Source organism: Ignavibacteriota bacterium (genome assembly GCA_016708125.1).
Taxonomy (GTDB): domain Bacteria; phylum Bacteroidota; class Ignavibacteria; order Ignavibacteriales; family Melioribacteraceae.
In genome coordinates this window covers 3,095,816-3,120,439 of sequence record JADJGF010000001.1, presented here as the reverse complement: position 1 = coordinate 3,120,439, position 24,624 = coordinate 3,095,816, and the positions used below count along the sequence as shown (strand labels likewise).

The window sequence follows — 24,624 nt, the reverse complement described above, 5'->3', positions numbered from 1 at the left end:
TTATTAAAATTTATCTATAAATCATAATTACAATTTATTTGAATTTATTAGACTTTGAACTAAATTTAACTAAGCAAGGATCTTACATTATTTAATTGTAAAATCAATTTCAAATTGTAATTTTATTTTTAGTTCTGAGAATCATTAACTTTTATTTCTACAATCTCTAAGCGAGAAACAACATGATGAAAAATATTGTTCTAATTTGTCTTTTTATTCAGTCCTCATTTATTGCACAAACAGATTTAGATTTACCTTCAAAATTTAATGTTACTTGGAACACGCCAAGCAAAGATTATAACGGTTCCATGCCTATTGGTAATGGTGAAATTGGATTAAATGTTTGGGTGGAAGAAAATGGGGATTTACTTTTTTACATAGGAAAAACTGATAGTTGGGATGCATATGGACGATTATTAAAAGTTGGCAAAATAAGAATTAAACTATCTCCATCGCAAAAATTTCCATTGCAAAATTTTGATCAAACTTTGCATCTTGAAAATTCAACCATAGAAATAAAATATAATAATTGTAAAATTTTATTATGGGTTGAAGCAAATAATCCGGTTATAAATGTTGAAATTGAAAGCAGTGAAGAAATAAGTCCTATTGCTTCGCTTGAATTTTGGAGAACTTCGGAATATCAATTACCAAAGATAGAAATTAGTGATGTAATGTATGATCACAGTATTCAAAATAATCAAATAGAACCAACAATTGTTGAACCGGATTCTATTCTAAATTTGGATAATGAAATTGGATGGTTTCACATCAATAAAAAATCAGTTGGACAAAACTTTACATCGCTTCATCAAGGACTTCAAAATTTTAAGCGAGCTGATCCACTTTTAAATAGAATTTTTGGTGGAATTGTTGTTACTGAGAACCCAATAAAAATCGATAATTCTAGTATCAAATCTAAAAATTCTACAAAGCATAGATTTAGTATTTATCTTTTGACTGAACATCCTTCCACTCCAATAAAATGGTTAGAGAATTTAAATTCTTTAGTTAATAAAATTGAGGGAATATCCATAAAACAAAAATTTGATCAACACAGTATTTGGTGGAATAATTTTTGGGAAAGAAGTTGGATAGATATTTCTGCAAATAATTCAAATCCAAAAGATATGGAAGATGCTTTCACTGTTAGCCAGGCTTATGCTTTGCAAAGATTCATAAATGCGTGTAATGGTCGCGGTGAATATCCTATAAAATTTAACGGCTCAATTTTTAATGTGCCTTTTAAAGATGCACCTGGTGATGCAGATTATAGAAGATGGGGTCCCGGTTATTGGTGGCAAAATACTCGGCTTCCATATTACTCAATGCCGGCTTCCGGAGATTTTGAAATGATGTTACCTCTATTTAAAATGTATGCAAAAGATAATTTTGAATTATTTAAATATCGAACAAAATTATACTTAGATGTAAATGGCGTTTTTATTCCAGAATGCATTTATTTTTGGGGCGATCTTTTTACCGAAAGCTATGGCGCTACTCCATTTGAAAATCGTTCAGATAAATTGCAAGAAAGCGGATGGCATAAGTGGGAATGGGTTTCCGGACTTGAACTTGTTTATTTATTGTTAGATTATTTTGAATATACTAATGATGAAGAATTTCTTTCAGAATATGTTTTACCAACATCAAATGAAATAATTGCATTTTTTGATAATTTCTACAAAACCGAAAATGGCAAATTGGTAATGAAACCTTCGCAGTCCGGTGAAACTTGGTGGAAATGCTTAAACCCAATGCCAGAGCTTACAGGATTGCATTCTGTTGTAAATCGTTTGTTAAATCTTAAATCTGACAAAATTAATATTGAAATGACTGATTATTGGAAAAGTATAAAAAGTAAACTTCCGGATTTGCCGATTCATGAAAATAATGGAATTAAAATGTTTGCTCCGGCTGAAAAGTTTGAGAATAAAATGAATATTGAAAACACAGAACTTTATTCTGTCTTCCCATTTCAGTTGGTAAATTTTAATTCGCAAAATAAACAATTGGCTATCGATGCTTTTAAATATAGATTAGACAAAGGCAATTGGGGCTGGAGACAAGATGATATTTTTGCATCTTATCTTGGATTAGTTGATACAACTAAAAAATATTTGGTTGAGCGTGCAAAAAATAAAAATGCTGATTCACGTTTTCCTGCATTTTGGGGACCAAATTATGATTGGACACCAGATCAAACTCATGGCGGAGTTTTGATGAAGACTTTGCAATCAATGTTAATTCAAACCGAAGACGATAAAATTTATATTCTTCCAACTTGGCCAAAAGAATGGGATGTAAAATTTAGACTTAATGCACCAAATAAAACTACGATTGAAGGAAATTATTCAAAAGGAAAATTTGAGATTATTAATATTTCTCCGGAAAAAAGAAAAAGTGATATTGTTATTATAAATTAGAATTATAAGAGACTTCTTAAATATTAAAAATATCATTCCCGTGAAAACTGAATTCTAGCTGGATTCCCACTCCTGCCTGCCGCAGGCAAGTTCGTGGGAATGACAAGCACTATTAATTTAATTTTTCAGAAGTTTATATAAATTAGTTTGATATTTTGTATTCAATTTTATGTTTTCCTTCAGAAAGTTCAGTTGGTTTTGTTGATGAACAACTTTTGTTATTCAAAATAAAATTATACAATTTATATTTCGTTGGATGATATAAAATTCCGTAATAATTTTCTGGTATAGTAATTTCATATTTATAAATTGAACTATCTTTTCGTTCCCAATTTACCTCAACTTTTTGTGTTTGATTTATAGGAATATCACCTTTCGCCCAATTAATTTCTTCACTTACGAAAGGTTTAATTTTAATTTTTTCAAATCCCGAAAGTTCTGTTGAAATACCAAGAATATTTTTTGACATGAAATACAGAGGTGAACCTCCCCAAGCATGGCTATAATCACCTTTATAACCAAATTCAGTTTCGTCATTCCAATTTTCTTTTAGAGTATAAGTTTCAAGATCAATTCCATTCTTCCATTTATCAATTAACTTTAATCCATCAGTTTCAAATTTCTCAATATGTTCAATTGCACTTAAAACGAAATATGTAAAATACGGTTGAAGCTCAATTTCATTCTGATTAAGCACATAATTCAAAATCATTTCTTTTTTTCCTGCCGGAGCAATATCATACAAGACTGCCAAAGTATTTATATGCGGACTATATGTAATTATATTTTCGTCTTCCGGCAACCAAAAATGCTTATTTACTTTACTTATAAATGGAATACCATCTTTGTAAAGTTCTTTTTGTTCATCCCATAAACATTTATTGATTCCTAATTTTATTTTTTCAGCCAAATTTAAATTAGACTCTTTTTCTAAATTATTTCCAATAACATCATTTAATTTTGCTCCTTCAATTAAAGATTTATAATAAAATGCTGTTAAATAACCCATACCTATTACTGCCGGCGGGTGATGCGCATTAAATTTATTTATTTTTATCCAATCCATAAACATATAATCTGGAGCTTGACTTAATAAGTAATTTGAATCGAGATATGTTTCAAATAAAGCATTCAATTTATTTACATCTCCAACAAGCTCTTTAACTAAAATTGTATCTGATGTATATTGAAAATAATTGCTAAGCATCTGAACCCAAAGCAGTGAATAACTTGTATGAAACATATCATAATTATTTTTTTCTAACATTTTTGCTGTTTTTATTAAATCTTGTCTAATCAACCAAGGATCACCAAATGCGTAATAATTTGACATTGATTCAATTAAATAATCTCCGGTACAAGCAAGTGGCTCTTGGTGTAATGGTGAATCTAAATAAAGACTTTGCATACACATTTGTGTTGTCCGACGAATTATTTCCCATAGTTTTGTAAAGAAAGGATCAGAGCATTCAAAATTACCAAGATAGTTAATGGGATAAGATGAAAATAGAACTTCAATTGAATTTATTTTTAAACCACTTTTTGAAATTATCTCAAAAGTTAAATTCCTGAAAACATTTAAATATGGAATTGTATAATTGTTTTCGCCTTGCTTACAAACGTAAATAAATGGTCTATTGATTTGTGATTTTTCCGAAGGGTAAATTTTAATTGTATCGTTTTTTGATGCATTAATGCTAAAAGAATAAAATCCGGTTATATTCTTACCAAAATCTAATTTGAATTTTTCATTAAATAACGTTTGATTATAAAGATCATTAATATTGATTATTTCTTCAACGTTATTAAAATTTTTTACAACACTCGTTGGCTCAATTTTGACTTTAAGCGGTGTTTGAATTTGACTCTGTTCTAAATATTGATATTTATCTGCATCTAATATTGATGCATCTGACCAATTTTTATCATCATAATTTAATTTTGTCCAATTACTTAATTCACTATATGAGTTAAATATTAATATATTATTTATACTTGAATAACTTGTATCTAATTCAGCTTTCCATAAATTATCAGTCGAAAGAAATGTTTGATTTTTTGCCGAATCGATATTACAAATAAATTTTCCATTTCCAGAAGTAGTTTCGGATAAAACAAAATCAAATGAAAATACTTCTACAGCAATAATATTTTCACCTTTTATTAAATTATTTTTTATATCATGTGTAGTAAAATACCAATCCTGGGGTGGAGTTTTATCTTCATAATCACTTCCAATATTTGGAGGTCCTTGACAAATAAAATTGCCATTCAAATAAGCTCTAAAAGAAACATCACCAGAAATATTAAGAATTGCTATATCAGGTATTTTATCAATTTTGAATTTCTTTCTGAATAATGCTCTGTATTTTTTATTTGTAATTTCGTTATTGTTTATCCAAGTAGAAAAAGTTTTTTGATAATCGTAAAATTTATTTTTATTTAACCAAATCCAGTTACCTTCCCATTCTTCTTTTGGAAATAATTGATTTGGATTGAAGTTATTCTTGTTTACATAAATCCCCATTGAATCTTTAGTAATTGTTAATGGCAAATCATTTGTTTGGTAATTATTTTGAGATAAAAGATTTACTTTTGTGATAAAGATAAGTGCAAAAAATATTGCATAAATACTTCTAATGTTTTGTGTAATATAATTTTGAACACTTAAAAAATTCATCCGAATATTTCCTATCTAATATTAAAAAGATCTCTAATTTTATTTACTTGTATTTCATTCGTTGGATTAAAAGAGTCACTTTTTGCATAATTTAACATGCTATTTAATAACTGTTTTGCTTCTAGTCTGTTCTCCGAATTAGTCAGCAAGTCAATACCGGTAAGTATAATTTTACCTTTTCCAATTTTTGCTTCAATAATAAGTCCTAATGATCTTGCGGTAAACCAATCGTCAATAATTCTTACAACTGGTTCAATATTATTTCCAAGCTCACTTAATATTATTGCATTTGAATGACTCATCGCATCCCACCACTGATAATTGCTATAAGATTGCGTAGGAAATTCATGCAACATAGGATGATTAGGATTACATAAAATTCCTAAAGTGTGCGGAGGTTGTTTATTTGTCCAAGCAGTATTCCAAAATATACTAGAAAATCCTACTGCTATATCTCCACCTTTATCATTTTTAATACTTCCCTTTTTAGGAGTTATAATAACCTTTCCGCCATTTTCAATATAAGTTAAAATATTATCATTAATTTCCTGAACAATTTTTACATCTCCATTTAGTTCAGTATTTTCAGAATTTGGGTAAACCCAAAAATTCCAATTGTTAATATATTTATCAACTCTAACTTCAAGTCTATACATTGCCGGCGAATTCAATTGGTTTAAAGAGTATTCAATGTTGCCTAAGTTTATTGCATTCCCAATTGGAATATTTGTTTTCTCATTTATTCCATTTGCAATTTCATTGTTTTGTAAATCAAAAATTTTCCAACTTGGAGTTATATTTTCCATAGGCTTAAAACCGAAATGAGCAACTTCAATTGGTACAACTAAATCCTCATTATCAGAATAGACAAACTTAGGAAATTTTGCTAATGGTACAGTTGAGTTACAGAATTGACTATATTCATCAGCTGTGACATATCCTTTTTCATCCCAAAACGGATCTAGAACACCAACCAATGCTGTTCCTTGGCCCGGGAAATCGTGAAGATCCAGTAATTGAAATCCTCCCATATTTTTAGTCCGTAAGGCTGCCTCAATATCTGCTTTGTAGCAAAGGGTTTGTAATTTTCCGGATGCGTAAAGAAAATCATCGGCAAAATTAAATAAGTTATTATTCTCTAAGAATGATTTAAATATTTCAAAATTTTCAGGGAATAAAACTCCATCATATTTTAACATTTCTTTGAAATTCGGATAAACACACCATTGACCAATTTCATGACTAATGATTGGTTTGCTTTTTGACTGAATTATATTATCCCAATTATAATTTGATTTGGGCGGTTCAGAATTTATAATACTATTTAATCCTGCACCCCAAAGTTGAATTCTAGGTTCAAAATTACTTATAAAATCATTTTCTTCTATTTCGGGCCATCCGGCAGCACCGGCATAAAGTCTGCGATTATCATATTTCTTCCAAAATGAAACTAGTTTATTTAAATATTCATTCTGATTTTCACCCGCGGGTTCATTACCATATAAAAGAAAACAAAAAGACGGATGATTTCCATACTCATTTATTATTCTTTTGCTTTCTCTGTAAATATATTCATCAATTGGTTTATTATCACCTATTGCTGATCCTTGATTTGCCCATGAAGCAGCCTCAATTTGTAAATACAGACCTATTTTATCAGCAGCAGTAAATGCAGCTTTCGGCGGGCACCATGAATGAAACCTAATGTGGTTTAAGCCAAAACTTTTAGCAATCTTAAAAATTCTTTCCCACTCTTTTACATGTGTAGGCGGATATCCGGTTTTAGGAAAAATTGCACATTCTAATGTTCCACGTAAAAATGTTAAATTTTCATTTATTCTAAATTGAGTTTTATCGACTGTAATTTTTCTTAACCCAAAATTTTCATTCTTAGCATCATAAAAATTTTCACTTATAAGTTCGGCTGAAAGTTCATACACATTTGGTGTAAATTCATCCCAAAGATAAAGTACATCAGAAAAATTAAATTTATTTATTATTGTGTCATTTAGCGGATTTAAATTAATTTCAGAATTAATAACTGCAAGTTTTTCACTATCCAAAGCGCCATTTGTATTTTTGATTGTAAATCTTAGATTGCATTTTACCGGTTTGTTAGTTTCATTTTGTATTATTGTTTCTATCTTAATTTCTTCGTTTGTTAAATCTGAATAAATCTTAATTTGCTCAATACTTATAACACTTTTCTTATTAATTGAAATTTCACCAATGATTCCGTTCCAGTTAGTCTGCGTATGATCCGAAATACTATGTGAATTTTCACCGGGATTTATTTCATTTATTCTATTATCAATTCTAATAGAAATAAAGTGTTTTCCAGTAGAAAGTTTTTTTACATTAAATTTGTGAGGTGTGCTTAGTGAATTATCCGAGCCAAGTAAAATATCATCAATCCAAACAGTGGACTGCCAATGACATCGTTCTAAAAATATTTCAATATCTTGATTTATCCAATCAGATGGAATACTAATTTCACGTTTATACCAAGCTACACCAACGTAATGTTTTTTAGGTTGTAACCAAAATGGAATTTTAAAATTATTAGGATCTCTGAATTTTTCGTATTGTGAAAGTTTGAAAAATGATGAATCTACTATATCACCTGTCCAATTTGTTTTTAATGATATTTTATTACCTTTATCATTCTCAGCCATAGATCCGGGAAGAGTAATAGTTTCACTGAAATTTTCTAAATACCATTTTTCTTTAATTCCAACATCAAGCGAATCTATCTTAAACTGCCAAATGCCATTTAATTCTATTTTTTTCTGCGAAACAATTTTACTTTGCATTATTGTTAAGTTTATTAAAACAGAATAGATAAATATTTTAAACATATTATTGTCCTATAAAAAAATATTCTACAATTATTTTTATATAATTTTTGAATAACGATTATGCATTTTTGATATACTTTTTAGATGACTCTTCTTTAATATATAAGTAAAATATTTTTCTTAAGTATGACTGCTAATAAAAGAATAATTCAATTGATTAGCTTTCTTATTAAAATATAATTTTATTTAGAGATTTTTGAATTTAATTTTTGTTCTCATTTATATTTTTGGATCTTGTTATTCAACACAAAAAAAGGTTTCTTTTAATAAGAATATCAGCATCATCATAATTCAGAATTCCCTTTTCAATTTCATTTGCAGATGAAATAAAAACAGAAATATGATTATCATTTTTTACAAATAAATCTTCGTTTAAATATTAAAACTATTATACTCTTCCTCACTCATCCAAAATTGTGAATCTACAATTTTTTGTATTTCAAAATATATTGTTAAAAATTGGAACTAAAATCAGATAATTGAATTAATATAACGATAGTAAATACTTGATTATTCAATATTTCATCATTACTTTATTTTATTCTTTACCATTAGGTTTGGAATCTAAAAAGGATTTGACGCTGAACCAGTTAATCAGCTTGTTTCAATTTTATTTATTTTAGTTAAAAATAATATTATAAAAAAGTAAAATTTTAAAAAGGTTCCGCTCTGATAACAAAAACCTAGGAGGTTTTTCGTTAAGGATAGTCAGAGCGGTCGTTTCTTAATTCAATAATAATGATTTGAACCACTTTTGAATATATCAAATTCGCTAACAATACAATCTTTAATTCTAAGTGTTCTGTTCAGTAAATTATGCAATTACTTTTTTCAAATATAAATCCATCAGATAAAGTAGACAAAAAGAAAACAAAATTGAAAGTGTGATCGGATGCCATAAAAAACCCGAAATTATTTCGATGAAATGCAAAATGCTATTAATTTCCTCTATCGGAGCCCAAGAAATAATTCCGGTAATAAATGAAAGAAGAATAGACATAGAAACATATAATATCATGGGGATGAAAAAAATTTTATCGCCTAAATTTGAATATGTTATTGTATTCCCTTCTGATATTTTAATTTTTTCAAGAGTATCACTTGTAAAATCGGAATTTGAAATATGCTTTAAATCAGAAGTTATTAATTCCCTGATAAATTCTTTATCATTTATTTTCATACTAATTCCTTTAATTCATTTTTTAAGGATATACTTAGTCCGTTGAATAATTTTAATCTTGCTCTTTGAAGCAAAACTTTCAGATAGTTTTTTTCCTTTTCAACGATTTTAGATATTTCTTTTAAACTCATATCCTCATAGTAATAAAGTGAAAGTATTGTATATTCAAGTTCATTTAACTTTGCTAAGGCTTCACTTATTAACCGTTTCCGGTCATAAGAATCAAGATTATTTATTGCACACTCAATTTGATCACTTCCTAAAGTTTCAGTAAGATTATCATCAATTTCCAAAGTAAGATTTTTCTTATACCTTATCGAAGAAATAGCCGTGTTATAAACAATCCGATAAAACCAAGTTGAAAACTGGCTTTGATTTTTGAATTTATTCAATCCTTTAAATACTTTAACAAATGCATCTTGAACAATCTCCTCGGCATCTTGCTCGTTTTTACAGATTTTGAGGGCTATATTAAAAGCCAGACCTTTGTATTTGTTAATTATAGCTGAATAGTCGCAATTCTGATTTTTATTTATATTAATGTCCATAGACAATCAATATTCTATGAAATTTCAGATTTGTGAAAATATACAAGCATTATCCCGCAAATAGCTAAAATCATTGTGGAGTATGCAACAAAGTTTGGTACATTTAAAAATATGTTAAGTAAATATCCAGCCAATACACCAAGTGAAATACCAATAAATAACAATCCTATTTTAAAATTATTATTTTGATTCTTTGGTTTTGTATCCAAAAGTGAAGGATCCATTCCCTTTTCAATTAAAGCAGTTTTTTCTTTGTTTATAATGTGCTTATTTTTATAGTCAAGGTAGGTCAACCAACCGACGAAAATCATTCCGAAAATTGGTATTAAATACTTAAAACTCTCGTTCATATTTTTTCCTCAATTAAATTTTAATGACTATTAATTAGACGCTGTCAATTATCAATCGGTATCAATTTGTGATGAGTTTTTTTGATAGAATAAAACTAACCGGCGTTTTAATAAACTTAATTTTTATTGTGAAGTGCATTTTGAATTGCATATTCCAGCATCATTAATTTCGAGAAAAGCAGCATTTGCTAATTTATAAATTGCTTTTGATAATATCATAGTTTTTCTCTTCATAATGTAAACCATTACGTTAACTTTTATCTATAGAAAAATTTGAGTACTCTTCTTCACTCATCCAAAATTGAGGATCCACAATATTTACTTCTTGGTAGTTTAGGTTATATAGTTTGTAAACCATTACATCTATTTGGTTATCTGTTTTGGTTATTTCTTCTTGGAACTTGTTTACTTCTGTTTTGTATTCGTTAAAATATTCTTCACTTCCTCTTGTTATTTAATTGATAATTCACTTTAATTTTTTCGATTTATCACTTAACTGTTTTTGAATAAATTCTTGAAGTTCTTCTTCAGTAGGCAATTGTAATTTATACTGACTTATCAACATGTTATTTTTATCTGCCAATGCATAACGAACCATTTGTGGTTTACTTTCTGTGCAGAGCAAAATTCCTATTGGTGGATTATCACCTTTTTGTGATATTTTATCTTTGTAATACTGTAAATAAACATTAAGCTGACCTATATTTTCATGATTGAAGCTTTCTGCTTTTAGCTCTATTAATACATGGCACTTTAATATTCGATGATAAAATACCAGATCGACATAAAAATATTCATCATCTATTAAAATACGTTTTTGTCTGGCTTCAAAACAAAATCCGTTGCCCAATTCAAGTAAAAATTGCTGGAGATTATCCATTAGCGCTTTTTCCAATTGGCTCTCTTCAATTGTTTCATGTAATGGTAAATCTAAAAATTCAAAAACCATTGGATTGCGAAGTGAAAGTTTAATGTTTTCGGATTGAGCATCGATGTTTGCAAGTTTACTTAATTTTTCTTTGTCAAGTGATAACCCCGAACGTTCATAATAAAGCGAACTTATTTGTCGTTTTAATTCATTTACACTCCAAGTACCTTTCATGCACTCTATTTCATAAAAAGTGCGTTTCAGATCTTCTCTGATTTTTATCAATTCTACAAAATGTGAAAAAGACAAATTACTTATTAATTCAACTGGAGGGACAATTAGCTTATCTTGGGGAATTTTTTTAGGATTAAATTTTTCTAATATAGCCGGAAGCATTTCTAATTTCTGAAAAATATTTTTACGACTTAAATCGTCAGAGTGTATCTGACTTTTTATTTTCAATTGGTCAGATAACGTCTGACTAATTTGCGGATATGAAATATAAAACTGTCTGTTAATTTTAAGTGAAGTTACAGATAGTCCTTTAATTTTTATTTTTGTTGATAAAATTTCTAATAATTTATCTCCATATTTGGCTTTATCGCTTCCATTTTGTTCATATTCTACTATATTAAAACCAATCAGCCAATTGCGTAGTGTATGCATAACGTTTATTGCAGATTTTGCACGGGATTGCAATTCATTATGAACTGAAATTATTAGTGATGCTAAATTATTTATATTCATTTTTTATCAACAGCATTTATTTCAAATCTATTATACTCTTCTTCACTCATCCAAAATTGTGGATCAACAATTTTTACTTCTTCATAGGTTAGGTTGTAAAGTTTGTAAACCATTAAATCTATTTCGTTATCTGTTTTGGTTATATCTTTTTGAAGCTGATTTATTTTTGTTTTGTACTCGTTAAAATATTCTTCCCATTCATCCTGTAGTTTTAGAGAAAGAGATATTCTATTTTTTTCTAATTCTTTTCTGAATTCATCAAAACTATTTTCATAAAAGTAATCTATTTTTTTTGAAATTTTTTCAAATTTAAAATTTCCTTTTAATCTTCTAATAAACTTATTTTTATTATCATAAAAATGATCATATAATTGAATCATATACTTTGATTTTTCAATAAAAGATATTTGATTTTTTAATTCAATTTCTTTAATTGGTAATTTTCTAATATAGTCTAACCCATATTTTCTAGCTCCTCCCATCTTCACTGGACAAATTTGAAATATAATCCAAGAAATTAGTTTTGAATTCAATATGCTTAATAAATAATAAATATTATTTTTTGTATTATCTACTGTGAGTGAATGAGATGTACCTCCACCAAAAGCAGTCCCAATTTTATCTAAGCAAAAGTTAGGTTTGTTACCAACATCATAAAATATTATTTTTGTTTTTTTTAAATCAATTGGATTAACTCTTCTTATAATTGAGTACCAATCAAGACCAATTTCTTTAAGAATTTTTCTACTATCTTTTCTCGATTCTAATTCTTTTTTATTCTGTAATAAAAATTTATAAGCACTTGGAAATTTTTCTTTAAGATTATTTTCCTTAATTATTTCATTATTTTCATCATAAGGATATATAATATATTTATCTAATTTTTTTATTGAATATCTTGCATAGTTATCTGGCTTAATAAAAGGCACTAATATTTCTTTTTCTATATTAAATATTTTATTTTGAATTTCATCAATTATAAAAGATTTATCATTACCAGTAATAATACCATAAATAAAATTAGCGCTATTTCCGAGTAAACTAGTATTATTAAAAATTTTATTTGTCAATCTGTTTTGTAAATTAAAATTCCAAGATTCATTATCAAAATCATTATAATAAAATTTATTAAGTTCATTATTATTTAAGTCATTAGAAATTTCTTTTATTTTTATATAGTCTATAAAATCCGTTTTTTTTTTAGAAAGATTTATAATTGAAACATATGTTGATAGACCTTTGAACACAGTTGTATCAGATAAATCAATATTTTTATACAATTTATTTTTTATTATTTCACGAATCTTTCTTCCATATTCAGCTTTAAAAAACTGATTTGAAGTTATAAAACTAATAAGCCCATTGCTACTTATTATTTTTAATGCTCTTTCAATAAATAATATTGAAATATCAATTCTTTTATATGCTCCATTCATATTTTTTTTAAACCAATCAATTACAGCATATTCAAGTTGCTGTACTCTTACATATGGTGGGTTACCAATTACAACATCAAAACCGCCATTGCTCATTATTTCCTTAAATTCTTCATTCCAATTAAATGCTTTATTTCCGGCTACATTCGGATCATCAATTAAAGAATTTCCGCATTTTATATTATTGCTTAGTGTAGAAAGTTTTCTTCCTTTTTTTGCAGTCCGCAGCCACAAAGAAAGTTTTGCAATTTCAACAGCTTCCTCATTTATATCAACTCCGTAAATATTATTTTCAACAATTTCTTTTTCATATTCGGAAATTGTAAATGCTTCTTTCAGCAAAGAGCTTTTATGTTCATCAATCCATTTATGCTCTTTTATTAAAAATTCCAGCGCTTGATTTAAGAATGCTCCGCTCCCGCAAGCCGGATCAAGTATTTTCAGCGATAAAATATATTCTCTGTATTTATCAAGGTTGTCAAATAATATTTTTGCTTTCTGGTTTAACTTCCCTTTTTGCGTTCTGCTGCTTTCTAAAATTGTTTCATCAATTTCATCAAGATTTAATTCTCTTTTCTTTTCGGTACACAAAGAGCCAATTGTATTATCAACAATATACTTTGTAATGTATTTTGGAGTGTAAAAAATTCCATCCTTTTTACGTTTGGATTTTTCACGCTCAACTAAATTGCCTTCCAGTTCTGCGGTTAGTTCTTCAATTTCCGATAAGCTGTGTTCAAAAATATGTCCTAAAATATTTACGTCAACTTCACTGCTGAAATCATAAGAAGAAAGTTTAATTATATCGGTAAGTAAAATTTCATCGTCAATTTTTACATTATCCAGAATTTCATCTTCTTGAAATAATCCTCCGTTATATGCCGGAACCGAATATTCTTCGTAAGTGTGACCAACATTTAAATGATTGAAAAATTTTACAAATCTTGTGTAAAGCGGTTTTGCTTCATCCAGCGATTTTAGTTGTTTCCATTGATCAACAATTCTGGTTATTGAATTTGGCGGAACCAATAAACTATCTTCTGCAAAAAGTATAAACAAAATTCTGTCTAATAATTTTTGCGAACTTTTGAACAAGCTTAGTTTATCAAATTGCGGATTATTTTTTACAAGGTTATTATAAATTCTATGTTTGAATTGCGAGTAATCTTTGTAAAGTTTATCGGAAATATTTTCTTCATGTAATCTTGATTCTTCTTTTACTTTTAACGGAATTCCGGAAAGAATATTTTTACAGTTTAGAAGAAAGTAAAAAAGTTTGAAATCGTTTTCCGTAAATGTAAAAAGATTGAATTCTTCCCACTCGGTTGCATTATCTATATAAAAGTTAAGTTTTTCAAAGTTTGATGTAATTACAAATCTGCATTTATTTTGATGATTTTTATAATTAAACGCTTGAGTTGTGATTGATTCCAGATTAACCGTTTTTGTTGATTTAAGCTCAATCACTCCGATTGCATTGCAATCTTGAAGAATTGCACCATCTGCTTTTTTAGAATCAGTTTCATTCTTAAATTCTGTAGTAAGATTATAGTTTTTATCGGGATTTATCGTATATCCCAAAACTTGAACAAATATTTCTCTTAAAAATCCTTCTTGGTAATTTTCTTCCTTTAAGAGTTTAATATTTTCTATTCTTTCAGAATCACCGTAAAATTCTTTGAATTTATTGTAAGCAGAAGTAATTTCTTTGGAATCTAAATTAGAAAGGTATTTCTTAATTACAGATTTTTGGAAAAGGGACATAAACAAATCTCAAGTTTAACATCAAACTATTTAATAAAGAATAAATATAGCAGATTTGTAAAGAAAACACATAGATAATTTATGAAATTATAGCATTTCGACAATATGACAAATTTAACAAATGTAATTACAATTATGAATGGTTGGATTTTGATAAAAATAATTTTAATTAATCTTCAAAAACAATTATCTGTTCATTTAACAAATACTACATTTATCAGAGATTTGTCTTTTTAAAAATATATTCAAGATTAATGTTTTTAAACAAATTTAGTAAGTAATAAAAAATATTTCATATGTTGAGAAGAATAATAATTTCAATTTAATATTCTATAAATGAATTAAATTATTTTAACAGTTTTGTAGAATTTCTAATAATAAATTCCGTATTCATTACCACTCTTTCAATAGGCATTATTTGAGAAGATTCAATATTATTAATTAGAATTTCTGCAGCCTTTCTTCCTATCTCTTGTAATGGAGCTCTAATTGTTGTTAAAGGAACCGGATAAATTTGTGAATAAAAAATATCATCATTTCCTATAACTGATATATCTTCCGGTATTTTTATTTTTAATTCTTTCAAAGCAATCATAACTCCAAGCGCTTGCTGATCATTGAAGCATACAATTGCAGTTGGATATTCTTCCTTTTTTTTATCTTTAAAATATGCTATCGTTTTTGTAAAACTTTCATCATAACCGGAACCAATATCAACAATCATATCTTTATGAAAGACCAACGTGCTTTCGCTAAACGCATGGCGAAATCCTTGAATTCTTTCTTGTGTATGTGAAGATTTGTGTGGTCCGGCAAAATGTACAATTTTTGAGTGTCCGCCATCTATTAAATACTTTACTGCTTTTTTAATTGCTTTCAAATTATCTATTGCAACTACATTGGCTTGAATTCCTCTAACATCTTCTAAAAGTACAAATGGATAATTCACCATTTTCAGCTTAAAAAGATGTTCAATTTCGGATGTTCCTTCCACAACCGGTGCAATTATTGTCCCTTTTATATCTTTGGTAGAAAAAATGTGAGAAAATCTAATTTCACTTTCGTGATTATTTTCCGAACTTGTAATTATTACGGAATATCCTTTACTATTTGCGTATTCTTTTACTCCGGCAGCAATAGATGTATAAAACGGATAACCTAAATCTTTTATAATTAGTCCAATTGTGTTATCAACTTCTCCATTTTTTAACTTACGTGCAATTCCTTTGGGTCTGAAATTTAGTTCTTTCATTACTGCCAAAATTTCGTCTCTTGTTGATGGTTTTACGGAATTTTTACCATTAATTACTGCCGAAACTGTGCCTTTGGAAACTCCCGCACGTTGAGCAACATCAACAATTGTAATTTTTTTCATCAAATTCTCCGGATAACATTTAGTCTTTCTATCTAAAAATTTTCTAATTGAACCGATTTAATAATCTAAAAATAACAATTTTAAGTCTATTCCTCAAAAGTTTATAAACTAAATCCTTATGATTATGAATCTTTATTTCAAATAAAATATTTTACCATTTTTGATGAACTTCCGATTTTATAAACTTTTCATAAACAAATTTAACTTTTTCCATTAATTTAGCGTTTATTTCTGGTAATTCTGAAGAAACTGAATTTTCTCTAACTTGACTAACATTTTTCCCGCCGGGAATTGCACAAGTAACTGCATCAAATTCTAAAATCCATTTTAATGAAAATTGAGAACCAGAATTTGTTCCGATTTTAACTTCGTACTTGCTTCGACACACAACAGTAATAAGACTTTTATAGTTTTGAGACTTATTTATTATTAATAAGATAAATTTTCGCAGCCCAATCTTGTGAAGATATTTTTACGTTTCCTAGATAATTTGGAATTATTATTGTTCCCTTTGCATCAGATTCTACAATTACTTTATTTAACCATTCTCCAGAAATTGTATTATACCAAGAAAAAAAATATTCCTTTTGAGATAGAAAATTTTTTAGGATAGGAATTTCTGATTTGTTTTCAAAATATAGAAGTGCAAAATCTTTTTCGGAATTTCGCATCATATAAATCCATCCGTCTAATCCGTTTTGTGGACTTCCTTTAGTTTTATTTGGAACAACATCATCTCTTGCAATTAATAAATTTTGAAATTTATTTCCTTCAGAAAAGATAAATGAATTAAGGTGTTTCATATAATTTGCAGATTCATACTGTAGCGCTTCCCAAAAATGTGGACGTGCACCATTCGGTTCTCCTGTTGTTGTAATATCGTAAGCAGCAGTTCCATGAACATGTCCACTAAGTCCGCCAGATAAAACCGAACCATACATTTGAGCTCTTGCAAAATAATTATCTCTTTCTGAATTTGCTTGAGGACGCTCACCATTTGGCTTATTAATTTCATGATTCCATCCTGTATAATATGGCTCAAAATTAATTGCCGGATACGGAGGATTTAGTTTAAATATAATTTCCAGAGAATCGGCAACTCTATGATCCCTTGGTTTATTGCCCACACTATGCATAGTTAACCAAGGACAATCTTTATAATGACCAAACACTGAATGAGTTGAACTGCTTATTAATGATGTTACAGGTTGACCGAAAGGTAAAGAACCATAATTTTCCAAATGATATGTTAAAGCTTCATTAAATGCTTGAGCAGTAAGACTAAAATCTTTTGGAATCCAATCAAGATGAATTCCGCTAAACACAATATTATAAGCTCCGTATCGAGAAATTAAATATTGGAAAAATCTTGCGAAAGTTTCATCAAAATCAAAATATGCTTTCCAAGATGGACCAACATCTCTTCTAACTGTTTCAAGTAATGATACAAATCCTTGTTGAGATAAAAATTCCATTTTCTTATCTAAACTTTTAAAATATTCCGGATTTATTTTAGTAAAATCAGAAACACCCTTATAATCTCTAGACATTTCGAATGGAAGATTTCCAAATTCATCACGCATATTTTTTGAAGTAAAAGTTCCCCAGTAACTTAATCCTCCCGATGCATCAATACCTTTTGCTTCGCTTACATCATAACCAAATTTTTCCCAAGCATTTCTAATGAAAATATTATTGGAATCCGCATAAGTGCTTGGATGTATATCAGAATCCCAATTTGGGAAACAAGAAATCATACTTACTGAATTAAACCCTTGATTTTTTCTAAACATTACTGCATCTTCAAAACCAATTCCTGGGCTTGGTTTATAATCATTATTGGTTTTTGCATTTCTAAATGGTAGTCGCCAAGTGCTTCCGGCTAACCAAGTATCTCCAACCATAAAAAAAGGATTTCCATCTGCATATTGTAATGCATGTCCGTTTTTTGTCGCTCTTAAGAATCCTCTTCTATTTGGATTTTTATTTTTCTCTTCTTCAGTCCAATCTATTGCATTAAAAGAACCGGATTTATTATTTAATCCATTATCATCATTTTTGTTGGAAAAACTTTTCCATTTCCAATTACCAGGTTCTGTAGCAACTATTCGAACAACAAAATTATTTCCGCCATCCCAAAATCCATAAACTCTTTTTTCAAAATTTGGTCCTTTTAATTCAACCCAAATTGTAACATCCATGTAAGAATTTTTATAGTCATTTTCAGCATTGAACTTTATTTCTTTCATTTCCCAAACATGAATTGTATCAGCATTATTTGCTAATAATAAATTTGCAAATGAATTGATTAGAAATAAAACTAAAATATATTTTGATAAAAATATTTTCATTGATTTTAATTTAATGGTTGCTGTTAACAGAATTGAAATGAAGTTTTGATGTATTAATATCTACTTTATTTTCTAATGAATAAAAATTTGCATTTATTGCCCCAAGCGGACGAATCAGTAATCCTTTTGTTGTTCCACTTATTAATCGATTTAAAACCGGTGCAGATATTGTTATAAAATTTTTTCCTTCTTTATTTTGTACAACTTCAAAATCATAAATCATTTGCGAATTAAAAACTTCAGAATATTTTTTCCCTTTTGTTAAAGTATTATAAGTAACTGAATTCTGATTCCATTCATCATCGCCGGCAAAAATTTCAATAACTCTAACTTTACCAAATTCAATTCCAAAATCTTCGCCAAATGTTTTAATGTAATTGCCACCATTATACATTGAGTGTGTAGTTAATTCTAATAATCCAGCATCGGAAATTTGTTGATTTTTATAATTTGAAAAATCCCAACGTAATATTCCCCACTGATTTGAATTTATACTCATTACATAAATAGAATCTTCATTTTCTTTTATATGAAAATCATTAAAATTTACATCCGGATAATCTGGATTTATTATACAATCATGATTTACATTTAGATGATTTGTAAAATTAGTTAATTCTGGAATTGGCGGATGATACGCAACTGAGTTTCCTTTATCCGGTTCAAGTTCATTAATATTCACAATATCGGCGCGGTAATAATCAACATCAACTTTGTATTTTTCTAATCCGAAATCTGTTGCACAAAGTTGTACATAAACAGCATCGCCGGGTTTCGCGTCAAAATTTTTTGTTGTCATACTTATAACGTGCCAGTTAGTTGTATCGGCGATATCAAATTCCATTAAATCAATATGAAAATCAGTTGTACGATTTGTATTAACCATAAAATTTAATCTGCGAGGAGCATTATGCAGCCTAACTTTAGCCTCAACTCTTAACTGATAATTTGGATCTTCTAATTTTGAAAGATCAAGCCATTTAGTAACATCACGTTTTATTAAAGTCCAATAAACATTATGCTTATCCGCAGTTCCATCAATAAGCATTGTTGCAAACTCTTTACCGGCAACAAAACTTAATTTAGGGTTTCCATCACCAACTAACGCAAACCATCCTTCAATGTTTTCTTTATCAAAGTTATCTATAAATTGTGCGTTATACTTTGGACAAGTTAAAGATAGAATAATGATAATTTTAAAAATTATTTTTTTCATGAATATTTATTTTAATGAATTTATGAATTCAAATTAGATTTAATAAAAACATTATTAAAATTTAATATTTATAATTTTGCAGTTTTTCTTTTCCTGTAATTTTTAAAACTTAGAAACGCGATTAATAATATTGCCGGAAATAAAAACCATGGCGATGTTACAAAATTATGTACTAATATTTCTATCGATGTACCTTGATGTACATGACCTTCATGTGCAAAAAGTGAAGGAGTTAATGCAAGTGTTGCAAAAGCAATTTTATTAATTATTTTTTTCATAGCGTTCCTTTATTAAGTTTGATAAATAGTCAGGACTAATATTATTTTTTAAAGCAGATTCCATAATTTCGTTTGATTCCGGTTTAATTTTTTCTTCTCCATTTGGCATTTGAGATACTTTCACATTGAACTTACCAAATTCTGTTTCAATTTGTGTAAACTTTCTATTTAGTTCAATTCGCTGAATTGGATAATATCTAACACCGATTGTAGATGTAAAATTTAATATAAAATTTGATATTTCATCAAGATTACTTTGTTCACAAATTATATTAAGTGTAATTCCGGGTCTCCCTTTTTTCATTATTACTTGAGTCAGATAAAAATCAATTGCTCCAATATTTAATAGCTGATTCTGAAATTGAATTCCCAAAAATTCATTATTCATATCATCAAAATTTGTTTCCAACATTATTAAATTTTGTGCTTGATTTGTAATTTCAGAAATAGATAATCTTAATACATTTGGCAGATTAAAATCTTTTTCGCCTGCACCGTATGCAGTTTTTAAATCGCTTGTTGATATTTGATTAAATTGTGGATTTAGATATTTAATTATTGCCGCTCCGGTTGGCGTAAGTTTTTCACCTTCTTCTTCTCCATAATTATATGGTATTCCTTCAAGTATTAATTTTGTTGCAGGTGTTGGAATTGGAAGTTTTCCATGAGCAGTATTTACAAATCCTTTTCCAGTATTTAATGTAGTAAGATAGGAATTTTTGATATTGAGTTTATCTAATAAAAAAGCTGTCCCGCAAATATCAATGATTGAATCAACCGCTCCAATTTCATGGAAATGTATTTTTTCAATTGGGATATTATGAACTTCTGCTTCTGCTTTTCCAATAATTGCAAATATGTCTAAAGCAATTTTTTTTGCGTTATCATTTAATGATGATTCATTTATAATTTTAATGATATCACTTAAATGTCTGTGGTGATGTTGATGAACCTTATCAATCACTTTAACATGTTTGCACGAAATTCCATTTTTCATCACATCTGTAATTTTTATTTCAGCATGATCGCCAAAATTTAATAAAGCAGGCAAACTTATCAATTCATCAAATGAATTTGTTAATTGAGCGAGCGCACTTAAAAACATATCGCCGCTTGCACCGGAGAATGCTTCTATTTTTAATATCTTTGTCATTATTTTAACCTTTCAGAATTCGGTAAGCGGCAATTGCTGCGCCATAACCATTATCAATATTTGTAACTGTTAAACCATTGGCACAACTTGATAACATAGAGTTTAACGCAGTTGTACCGCCTTTTGCAACACCGTAACCTACACTTACCGGAACTCCAATTACGGGTTGAGGAAATAATCCGGAAACTAAAGTTGGCAATGCGCCTTCAAAACCCGCGCAAACAATAATCACTTTTGCTTTTAAAATTGCATTTTCTTTTTCAAGTAATCTGTGCACACCGGCAACACCAACATCCATAATTTTTTCTGTTTTTAATGCCAAAAATTTTGCCGTATAAAATGCTTCATTTACAACAAATTCATCTGAAGTTCCGCCGGATAAAATCATTACATCCGGATTTTTCTTTTTAACTTCCGGAAATTTTCCAATCAAACATATTCCGGATTTTTGATCATAAAAAACATTTTTAAAGTTTGTCTTTATTTCTAAATATTTTACTTCTTGAAGTTTTGTAATTAAAATTTTCTTTTCATATTTAAGTACTTCTTTAATAATTTTTAGAAGTGTTTCAACATCTTTAGTTTCACCGTAAATAACTTCAGGAAATCCAATCCTATTTTTACGATTGTGATCAATATTATAATTCATAAATTACTCTATTAAGCTTTCCGGAGATTAATCCCTCATCATCTATTAAACAATTATCATAACCTAATTCTTTTAATTTTTCTTCAATTTTTTTGAAATGAATTTTTAAATCATCAATTTGATTATTCGGAACTTCAATTTTTGCCGAACTGCCGCTTGTTCTAACTCTAACTTCTTCAAAACCAAAATCATTAAGAATCATTTCTGCATCTTCAACCATTTTTAATTTTGCTTCATTTATTGATTCACCATAAGGGAATCTGCTGCTTAAACAAGGACTTGAAGGCTTATCCCAAACTGATAAATTGAAATAATTAGCAATTTCTCTAATTGACTTTTTAACTATTTCACAATCAATAAATGGACTTAGAATATTATTCTCTGAAGCAGATTTTAATCCAGGTCGGTAATCGCCCAAATCTGAATAGTTATTTCCATTAATAATTTTATAATTTAGATACTTAGAAGTTGCCAAATTTGTTAACTTATCATAAAGTTCATTTTTGCAAAAGTAACATCGGTTAATTGGATTTGAAGAATAATTTTCATTTTTCAATTCTTCGGATTTAACAATTTCGTATTTAATATCATGCTCGTTACAAAAATTAATTGCAATATTTAAATCTTTTCTTTTCAGACTTGCGGAATCGGAAATTACAGCAACGGTGTTTTCTTTCCCAAGATATTTTCTGCATAAATATGTTGCTAAACAAGAATCCACTCCGCCGGATAAAGCAATAATTACTCTGCCATAATTTTTAATTTCGCTCTTTAATTTTTGTAATAAAGTTTCGATGTTTTCTAGGTTTTGAGGCATAAAATTCAATTCAAAAAAAATTTATTTTTTTAATTATATTTTTAACAAAATCATTAACTATATTTTTTAAAGTTATTACTATGTAAATAAGATAGGGAAAAATTACAACACCATTAATTTTTTCCTATTTTTTTACACTCTAATTTACATTAATTGTTACAACAGATTTTGCCGGAAGACTAACACTTAATTTATTATTAGATAATTTGAATCCGGAAAATGATTTTATATTCACTTTTTCTTGTTGTCCAAAATCATTATAATCATTCATATTTTCAGAATTTATGATCTCACCTTTTGCCAAATTAGCTTTTAATATTCCACGCAAATCAATTTCAACTTCCAAATCTTTATTTGGGTTAACATTTGCTAATGAAATATTTATATCTCCATTTGCGGATTTTGAAGCCGATGCAGTTACAGCCGGAACTTTATCTCCATTATATTCATAATCTTCGCACGAAATATTTATTGGTAATAAAGTAGCATCTTGATGAACTTTGTACATTTTGAATAAATAGAAAGTTGGTGTTTTAACTAGCTGATCTTCCTTTGTTAATAACATTGCTTGTAAAACATTTATTGTTTGTGCAATGTTTGCCATTTTAACTCGTTCTGCATTGTTGTTAAAAATGTTTAAGTAAATTGCTCCCATAACAGCATCACGCAAAGTATTTTGTTGATATAAGAAACCGGGATTTGTTCCGGGTTCAACCTCATACCAGCTTCCCCATTCATCTGCAATCAATCCAATTTTATTTTGCGGATCATATTCATTCATTAAACCGACATGTTTTTTTAATCTTTCATCAACCACAAAAGTATTTTTCATCATTCCGAACCAACCGTCTTCCTTAAATTGTGTAGCAGAACTTTTGGGATTCCATCCGGGATAAACTGTGTAATAGTGAAATGAATATCCTTGAATTAAATGTCCAAACTTTTGTGTTTTTTTCATTACTGTTTCTGTCCAATCATAATCAGCATCAGTTCCGCCGCTTGCAACTTTATATAAATTTCTTCCATGCATAAATGTTGAAAATCTTTTAAATTCATCTGAATAATAAGCCGGTTCCATATTTCCGCCGCATCCCCAACTTTCATTTCCAACGGCCCAATATTTTACATTCCAAGGTTTTTCTCTTCCGTTTTGTTTTCTTAATCTTGTCATAGGACTTTCATTATTTGAGTTTACATACTCTACCCATTCTGCAGCTTCTTCAACAGTTCCACTTCCAACATTTACACACAAATATGGCTCAGCTCCAAGAACTTCACAGAGATCGAGAAATTCATGAGTCCCAAAACTATTATCTTCTGTAACTCCTCCCCAATTTGTATTTACAATTGAAGGACGATTTTCACGTGGACCAATTCCATCCATCCAATGATAAGTATCTGCAAAACATCCTCCGGGCCAGCGAATTACCGGCGGATTAATTTCTTTTAATGCATCGATTACATCTTTACGAAGCCCACGAATATTGGGGATTGGTGAATTCTCTCCAACCCAAAATCCTTCATAAATACAATTACCTAAATGTTCAGCAAAATGTCCGTAAATATTTTTATCAATTTTTACTTTTCCTAAATCACCATTTACAATTATTTTATTTCCGTCTCCGGCAATAATTGAAAATACGGCAATAAAGTAAATCAAAAATAAATGTTTAAGTCTAATCATAATTTTACTCCTCAAGTTAACTTTTGAAATTTATAATTTATGTAAAGATTTCGGAAACCATACTTCCATATTGATTGTTGTATTTTGAACAGTTTTAATTTTCGGTAGCCAGAAATTATCAGTTAATTTAATATTTCTTATATCCACATTGCTGATTGGATAATCTTTAAAATCTAATTTATTCTTTTGTGCAACAACAATCGTCGCAACAATAAATATTATTAATAATATTTTCTTCACTTTT

18 protein-coding genes are annotated in these 24,624 nt (G+C 28.4%); 1 reads left to right on the top strand and 17 read right to left on the bottom strand.

What is annotated here, in order from left to right; all coding sequences use genetic code 11:
* The first annotated feature begins 185 nt into the window (after positions 1 to 185).
* Positions 186 to 2,426: a hypothetical protein gene (locus IPH62_13475; GenBank protein MBK7106286.1), complete on the top strand. Its 2,241-nt coding sequence runs from the start codon at positions 186 to 188 to the stop codon at positions 2,424 to 2,426.
* A gap of 142 nt (positions 2,427 to 2,568) precedes the next feature.
* Here IPH62_13475 and IPH62_13470 read toward each other — a convergent pair whose 3' ends face one another.
* The 17 genes from IPH62_13470 to IPH62_13390 form a co-directional block, all read right to left on the bottom strand.
* Positions 2,569 to 5,106 carry a hypothetical protein gene (locus IPH62_13470; protein MBK7106285.1) on the bottom strand — a complete coding sequence of 846 codons (2,538 nt, stop codon included), beginning with the start codon at positions 5,104 to 5,106 and terminating at the stop codon, positions 2,569 to 2,571.
* Between the two features lie 11 nt (positions 5,107 to 5,117).
* On the bottom strand, positions 5,118 to 7,964 hold the full coding sequence (locus IPH62_13465) for a beta-galactosidase (protein ID MBK7106284.1): 2,847 nt from the start codon (positions 7,962 to 7,964) through the stop codon (positions 5,118 to 5,120).
* 814 nt (positions 7,965 to 8,778) lie between these two features.
* Positions 8,779 to 9,144: a hypothetical protein gene (locus IPH62_13460; protein MBK7106283.1), complete on the bottom strand. Its 366-nt coding sequence runs from the start codon at positions 9,142 to 9,144 to the stop codon at positions 8,779 to 8,781.
* Positions 9,141 to 9,692, bottom strand: a complete 552-nt coding sequence (locus tag IPH62_13455) for a sigma-70 family RNA polymerase sigma factor (protein ID MBK7106282.1) — start codon at positions 9,690 to 9,692, stop codon at positions 9,141 to 9,143. Before IPH62_13455 ends, IPH62_13460 begins: the two co-directional genes overlap by 4 nt.
* A gap of 14 nt (positions 9,693 to 9,706) precedes the next feature.
* Positions 9,707 to 10,042 carry a hypothetical protein gene (locus IPH62_13450; protein MBK7106281.1) on the bottom strand — a complete coding sequence of 112 codons (336 nt, stop codon included), beginning with the start codon at positions 10,040 to 10,042 and terminating at the stop codon, positions 9,707 to 9,709.
* Positions 10,043 to 10,508: 466 nt separating this feature from the next.
* Positions 10,509 to 11,657, bottom strand: a complete 1,149-nt coding sequence (locus IPH62_13445; GenBank protein MBK7106280.1) for a DUF1016 family protein — start codon at positions 11,655 to 11,657, stop codon at positions 10,509 to 10,511.
* A complete protein-coding gene (locus IPH62_13440; GenBank protein ID MBK7106279.1) occupies positions 11,654 to 14,857 on the bottom strand; it encodes an N-6 DNA methylase in 3,204 nt (1,067 codons plus the stop codon). Before IPH62_13440 ends, IPH62_13445 begins: the two co-directional genes overlap by 4 nt.
* A 346-nt stretch (positions 14,858 to 15,203) precedes the next feature.
* Positions 15,204 to 16,232, bottom strand: coding sequence for a LacI family DNA-binding transcriptional regulator (locus IPH62_13435; protein ID MBK7106278.1), 1,029 nt, complete (start codon positions 16,230 to 16,232; stop codon positions 15,204 to 15,206).
* A gap of 151 nt (positions 16,233 to 16,383) precedes the next feature.
* Positions 16,384 to 16,620, bottom strand: a complete 237-nt coding sequence (locus IPH62_13430) for a hypothetical protein (GenBank protein MBK7106277.1) — start codon at positions 16,618 to 16,620, stop codon at positions 16,384 to 16,386.
* A 31-nt stretch (positions 16,621 to 16,651) separates the two neighbouring features.
* Positions 16,652 to 18,583 (bottom strand): DUF4038 domain-containing protein, encoded by a 1,932-nt coding sequence (locus tag IPH62_13425; GenBank protein MBK7106276.1) that lies wholly within the window; start codon positions 18,581 to 18,583, stop codon positions 16,652 to 16,654.
* 10 nt (positions 18,584 to 18,593) lie between these two features.
* Entirely contained in the window at positions 18,594 to 19,799 is a 1,206-nt protein-coding gene (locus IPH62_13420; protein MBK7106275.1) for a hypothetical protein, read from the bottom strand.
* 68 nt (positions 19,800 to 19,867) lie between these two features.
* Complete coding sequence (locus IPH62_13415; GenBank protein ID MBK7106274.1) at positions 19,868 to 20,077, bottom strand: hypothetical protein; 210 nt, start codon at positions 20,075 to 20,077, stop codon at positions 19,868 to 19,870.
* Positions 20,061 to 21,230, bottom strand: coding sequence for a nickel pincer cofactor biosynthesis protein LarC (gene larC / locus IPH62_13410; GenBank protein MBK7106273.1), 1,170 nt, complete (start codon positions 21,228 to 21,230; stop codon positions 20,061 to 20,063). Before larC ends, IPH62_13415 begins: the two co-directional genes overlap by 17 nt.
* Positions 21,231 to 21,234: 4 nt before the next feature.
* Positions 21,235 to 21,879 (bottom strand): nickel pincer cofactor biosynthesis protein LarB, encoded by a 645-nt coding sequence (gene larB / locus IPH62_13405; protein MBK7106272.1) that lies wholly within the window; start codon positions 21,877 to 21,879, stop codon positions 21,235 to 21,237.
* On the bottom strand, positions 21,869 to 22,696 hold the full coding sequence (gene larE / locus IPH62_13400) for an ATP-dependent sacrificial sulfur transferase LarE (GenBank protein MBK7106271.1): 828 nt from the start codon (positions 22,694 to 22,696) through the stop codon (positions 21,869 to 21,871). The genes larB and larE overlap by 11 nt, the downstream gene beginning before the upstream one ends.
* Positions 22,697 to 22,835: 139 nt before the next feature.
* Positions 22,836 to 24,380 carry an alpha-N-arabinofuranosidase gene (locus IPH62_13395; GenBank protein MBK7106270.1) on the bottom strand — a complete coding sequence of 515 codons (1,545 nt, stop codon included), beginning with the start codon at positions 24,378 to 24,380 and terminating at the stop codon, positions 22,836 to 22,838.
* A 30-nt stretch (positions 24,381 to 24,410) separates the two neighbouring features.
* The gene (locus IPH62_13390; GenBank protein MBK7106269.1) at positions 24,411 to 24,620 is read right to left on the bottom strand and encodes a hypothetical protein; all 210 of its coding nucleotides are present in this window, start codon (positions 24,618 to 24,620) and stop codon (positions 24,411 to 24,413) included.
* Between the last annotated feature and the right edge of the window lie 4 nt (positions 24,621 to 24,624).

Bases quoted from the DNA above. Each gene is read 5' to 3' on its own strand.
- IPH62_13475 (MBK7106286.1), top strand. From the start codon at position 186: ATGAAAAATATTGTTCTAATTTGTCTTTTTATTCAGTCCTCATTTATT.
- IPH62_13470 (MBK7106285.1), bottom strand. From the start codon at position 5,106: ATGAATTTTTTAAGTGTTCAAAATTATATTACACAAAACATTAGAAGT.
- IPH62_13465 (MBK7106284.1), bottom strand. From the start codon at position 7,964: ATGTTTAAAATATTTATCTATTCTGTTTTAATAAACTTAACAATAATG.
- IPH62_13460 (MBK7106283.1), bottom strand. From the start codon at position 9,144: ATGAAAATAAATGATAAAGAATTTATCAGGGAATTAATAACTTCTGAT.
- IPH62_13455 (MBK7106282.1), bottom strand. From the start codon at position 9,692: ATGGACATTAATATAAATAAAAATCAGAATTGCGACTATTCAGCTATA.
- IPH62_13450 (MBK7106281.1), bottom strand. From the start codon at position 10,042: ATGAACGAGAGTTTTAAGTATTTAATACCAATTTTCGGAATGATTTTC.
- IPH62_13445 (MBK7106280.1), bottom strand. From the start codon at position 11,657: ATGAATATAAATAATTTAGCATCACTAATAATTTCAGTTCATAATGAA.
- IPH62_13440 (MBK7106279.1), bottom strand. From the start codon at position 14,857: ATGTCCCTTTTCCAAAAATCTGTAATTAAGAAATACCTTTCTAATTTA.
- IPH62_13435 (MBK7106278.1), bottom strand. From the start codon at position 16,232: ATGAAAAAAATTACAATTGTTGATGTTGCTCAACGTGCGGGAGTTTCC.
- IPH62_13425 (MBK7106276.1), bottom strand. From the start codon at position 18,583: ATGAAAATATTTTTATCAAAATATATTTTAGTTTTATTTCTAATCAAT.
- IPH62_13420 (MBK7106275.1), bottom strand. From the start codon at position 19,799: ATGAAAAAAATAATTTTTAAAATTATCATTATTCTATCTTTAACTTGT.
- IPH62_13415 (MBK7106274.1), bottom strand. From the start codon at position 20,077: ATGAAAAAAATAATTAATAAAATTGCTTTTGCAACACTTGCATTAACT.
- larC (MBK7106273.1), bottom strand. From the start codon at position 21,230: ATGACAAAGATATTAAAAATAGAAGCATTCTCCGGTGCAAGCGGCGAT.
- larB (MBK7106272.1), bottom strand. From the start codon at position 21,879: ATGAATTATAATATTGATCACAATCGTAAAAATAGGATTGGATTTCCT.
- larE (MBK7106271.1), bottom strand. From the start codon at position 22,696: ATGCCTCAAAACCTAGAAAACATCGAAACTTTATTACAAAAATTAAAG.
- IPH62_13395 (MBK7106270.1), bottom strand. From the start codon at position 24,380: ATGATTAGACTTAAACATTTATTTTTGATTTACTTTATTGCCGTATTT.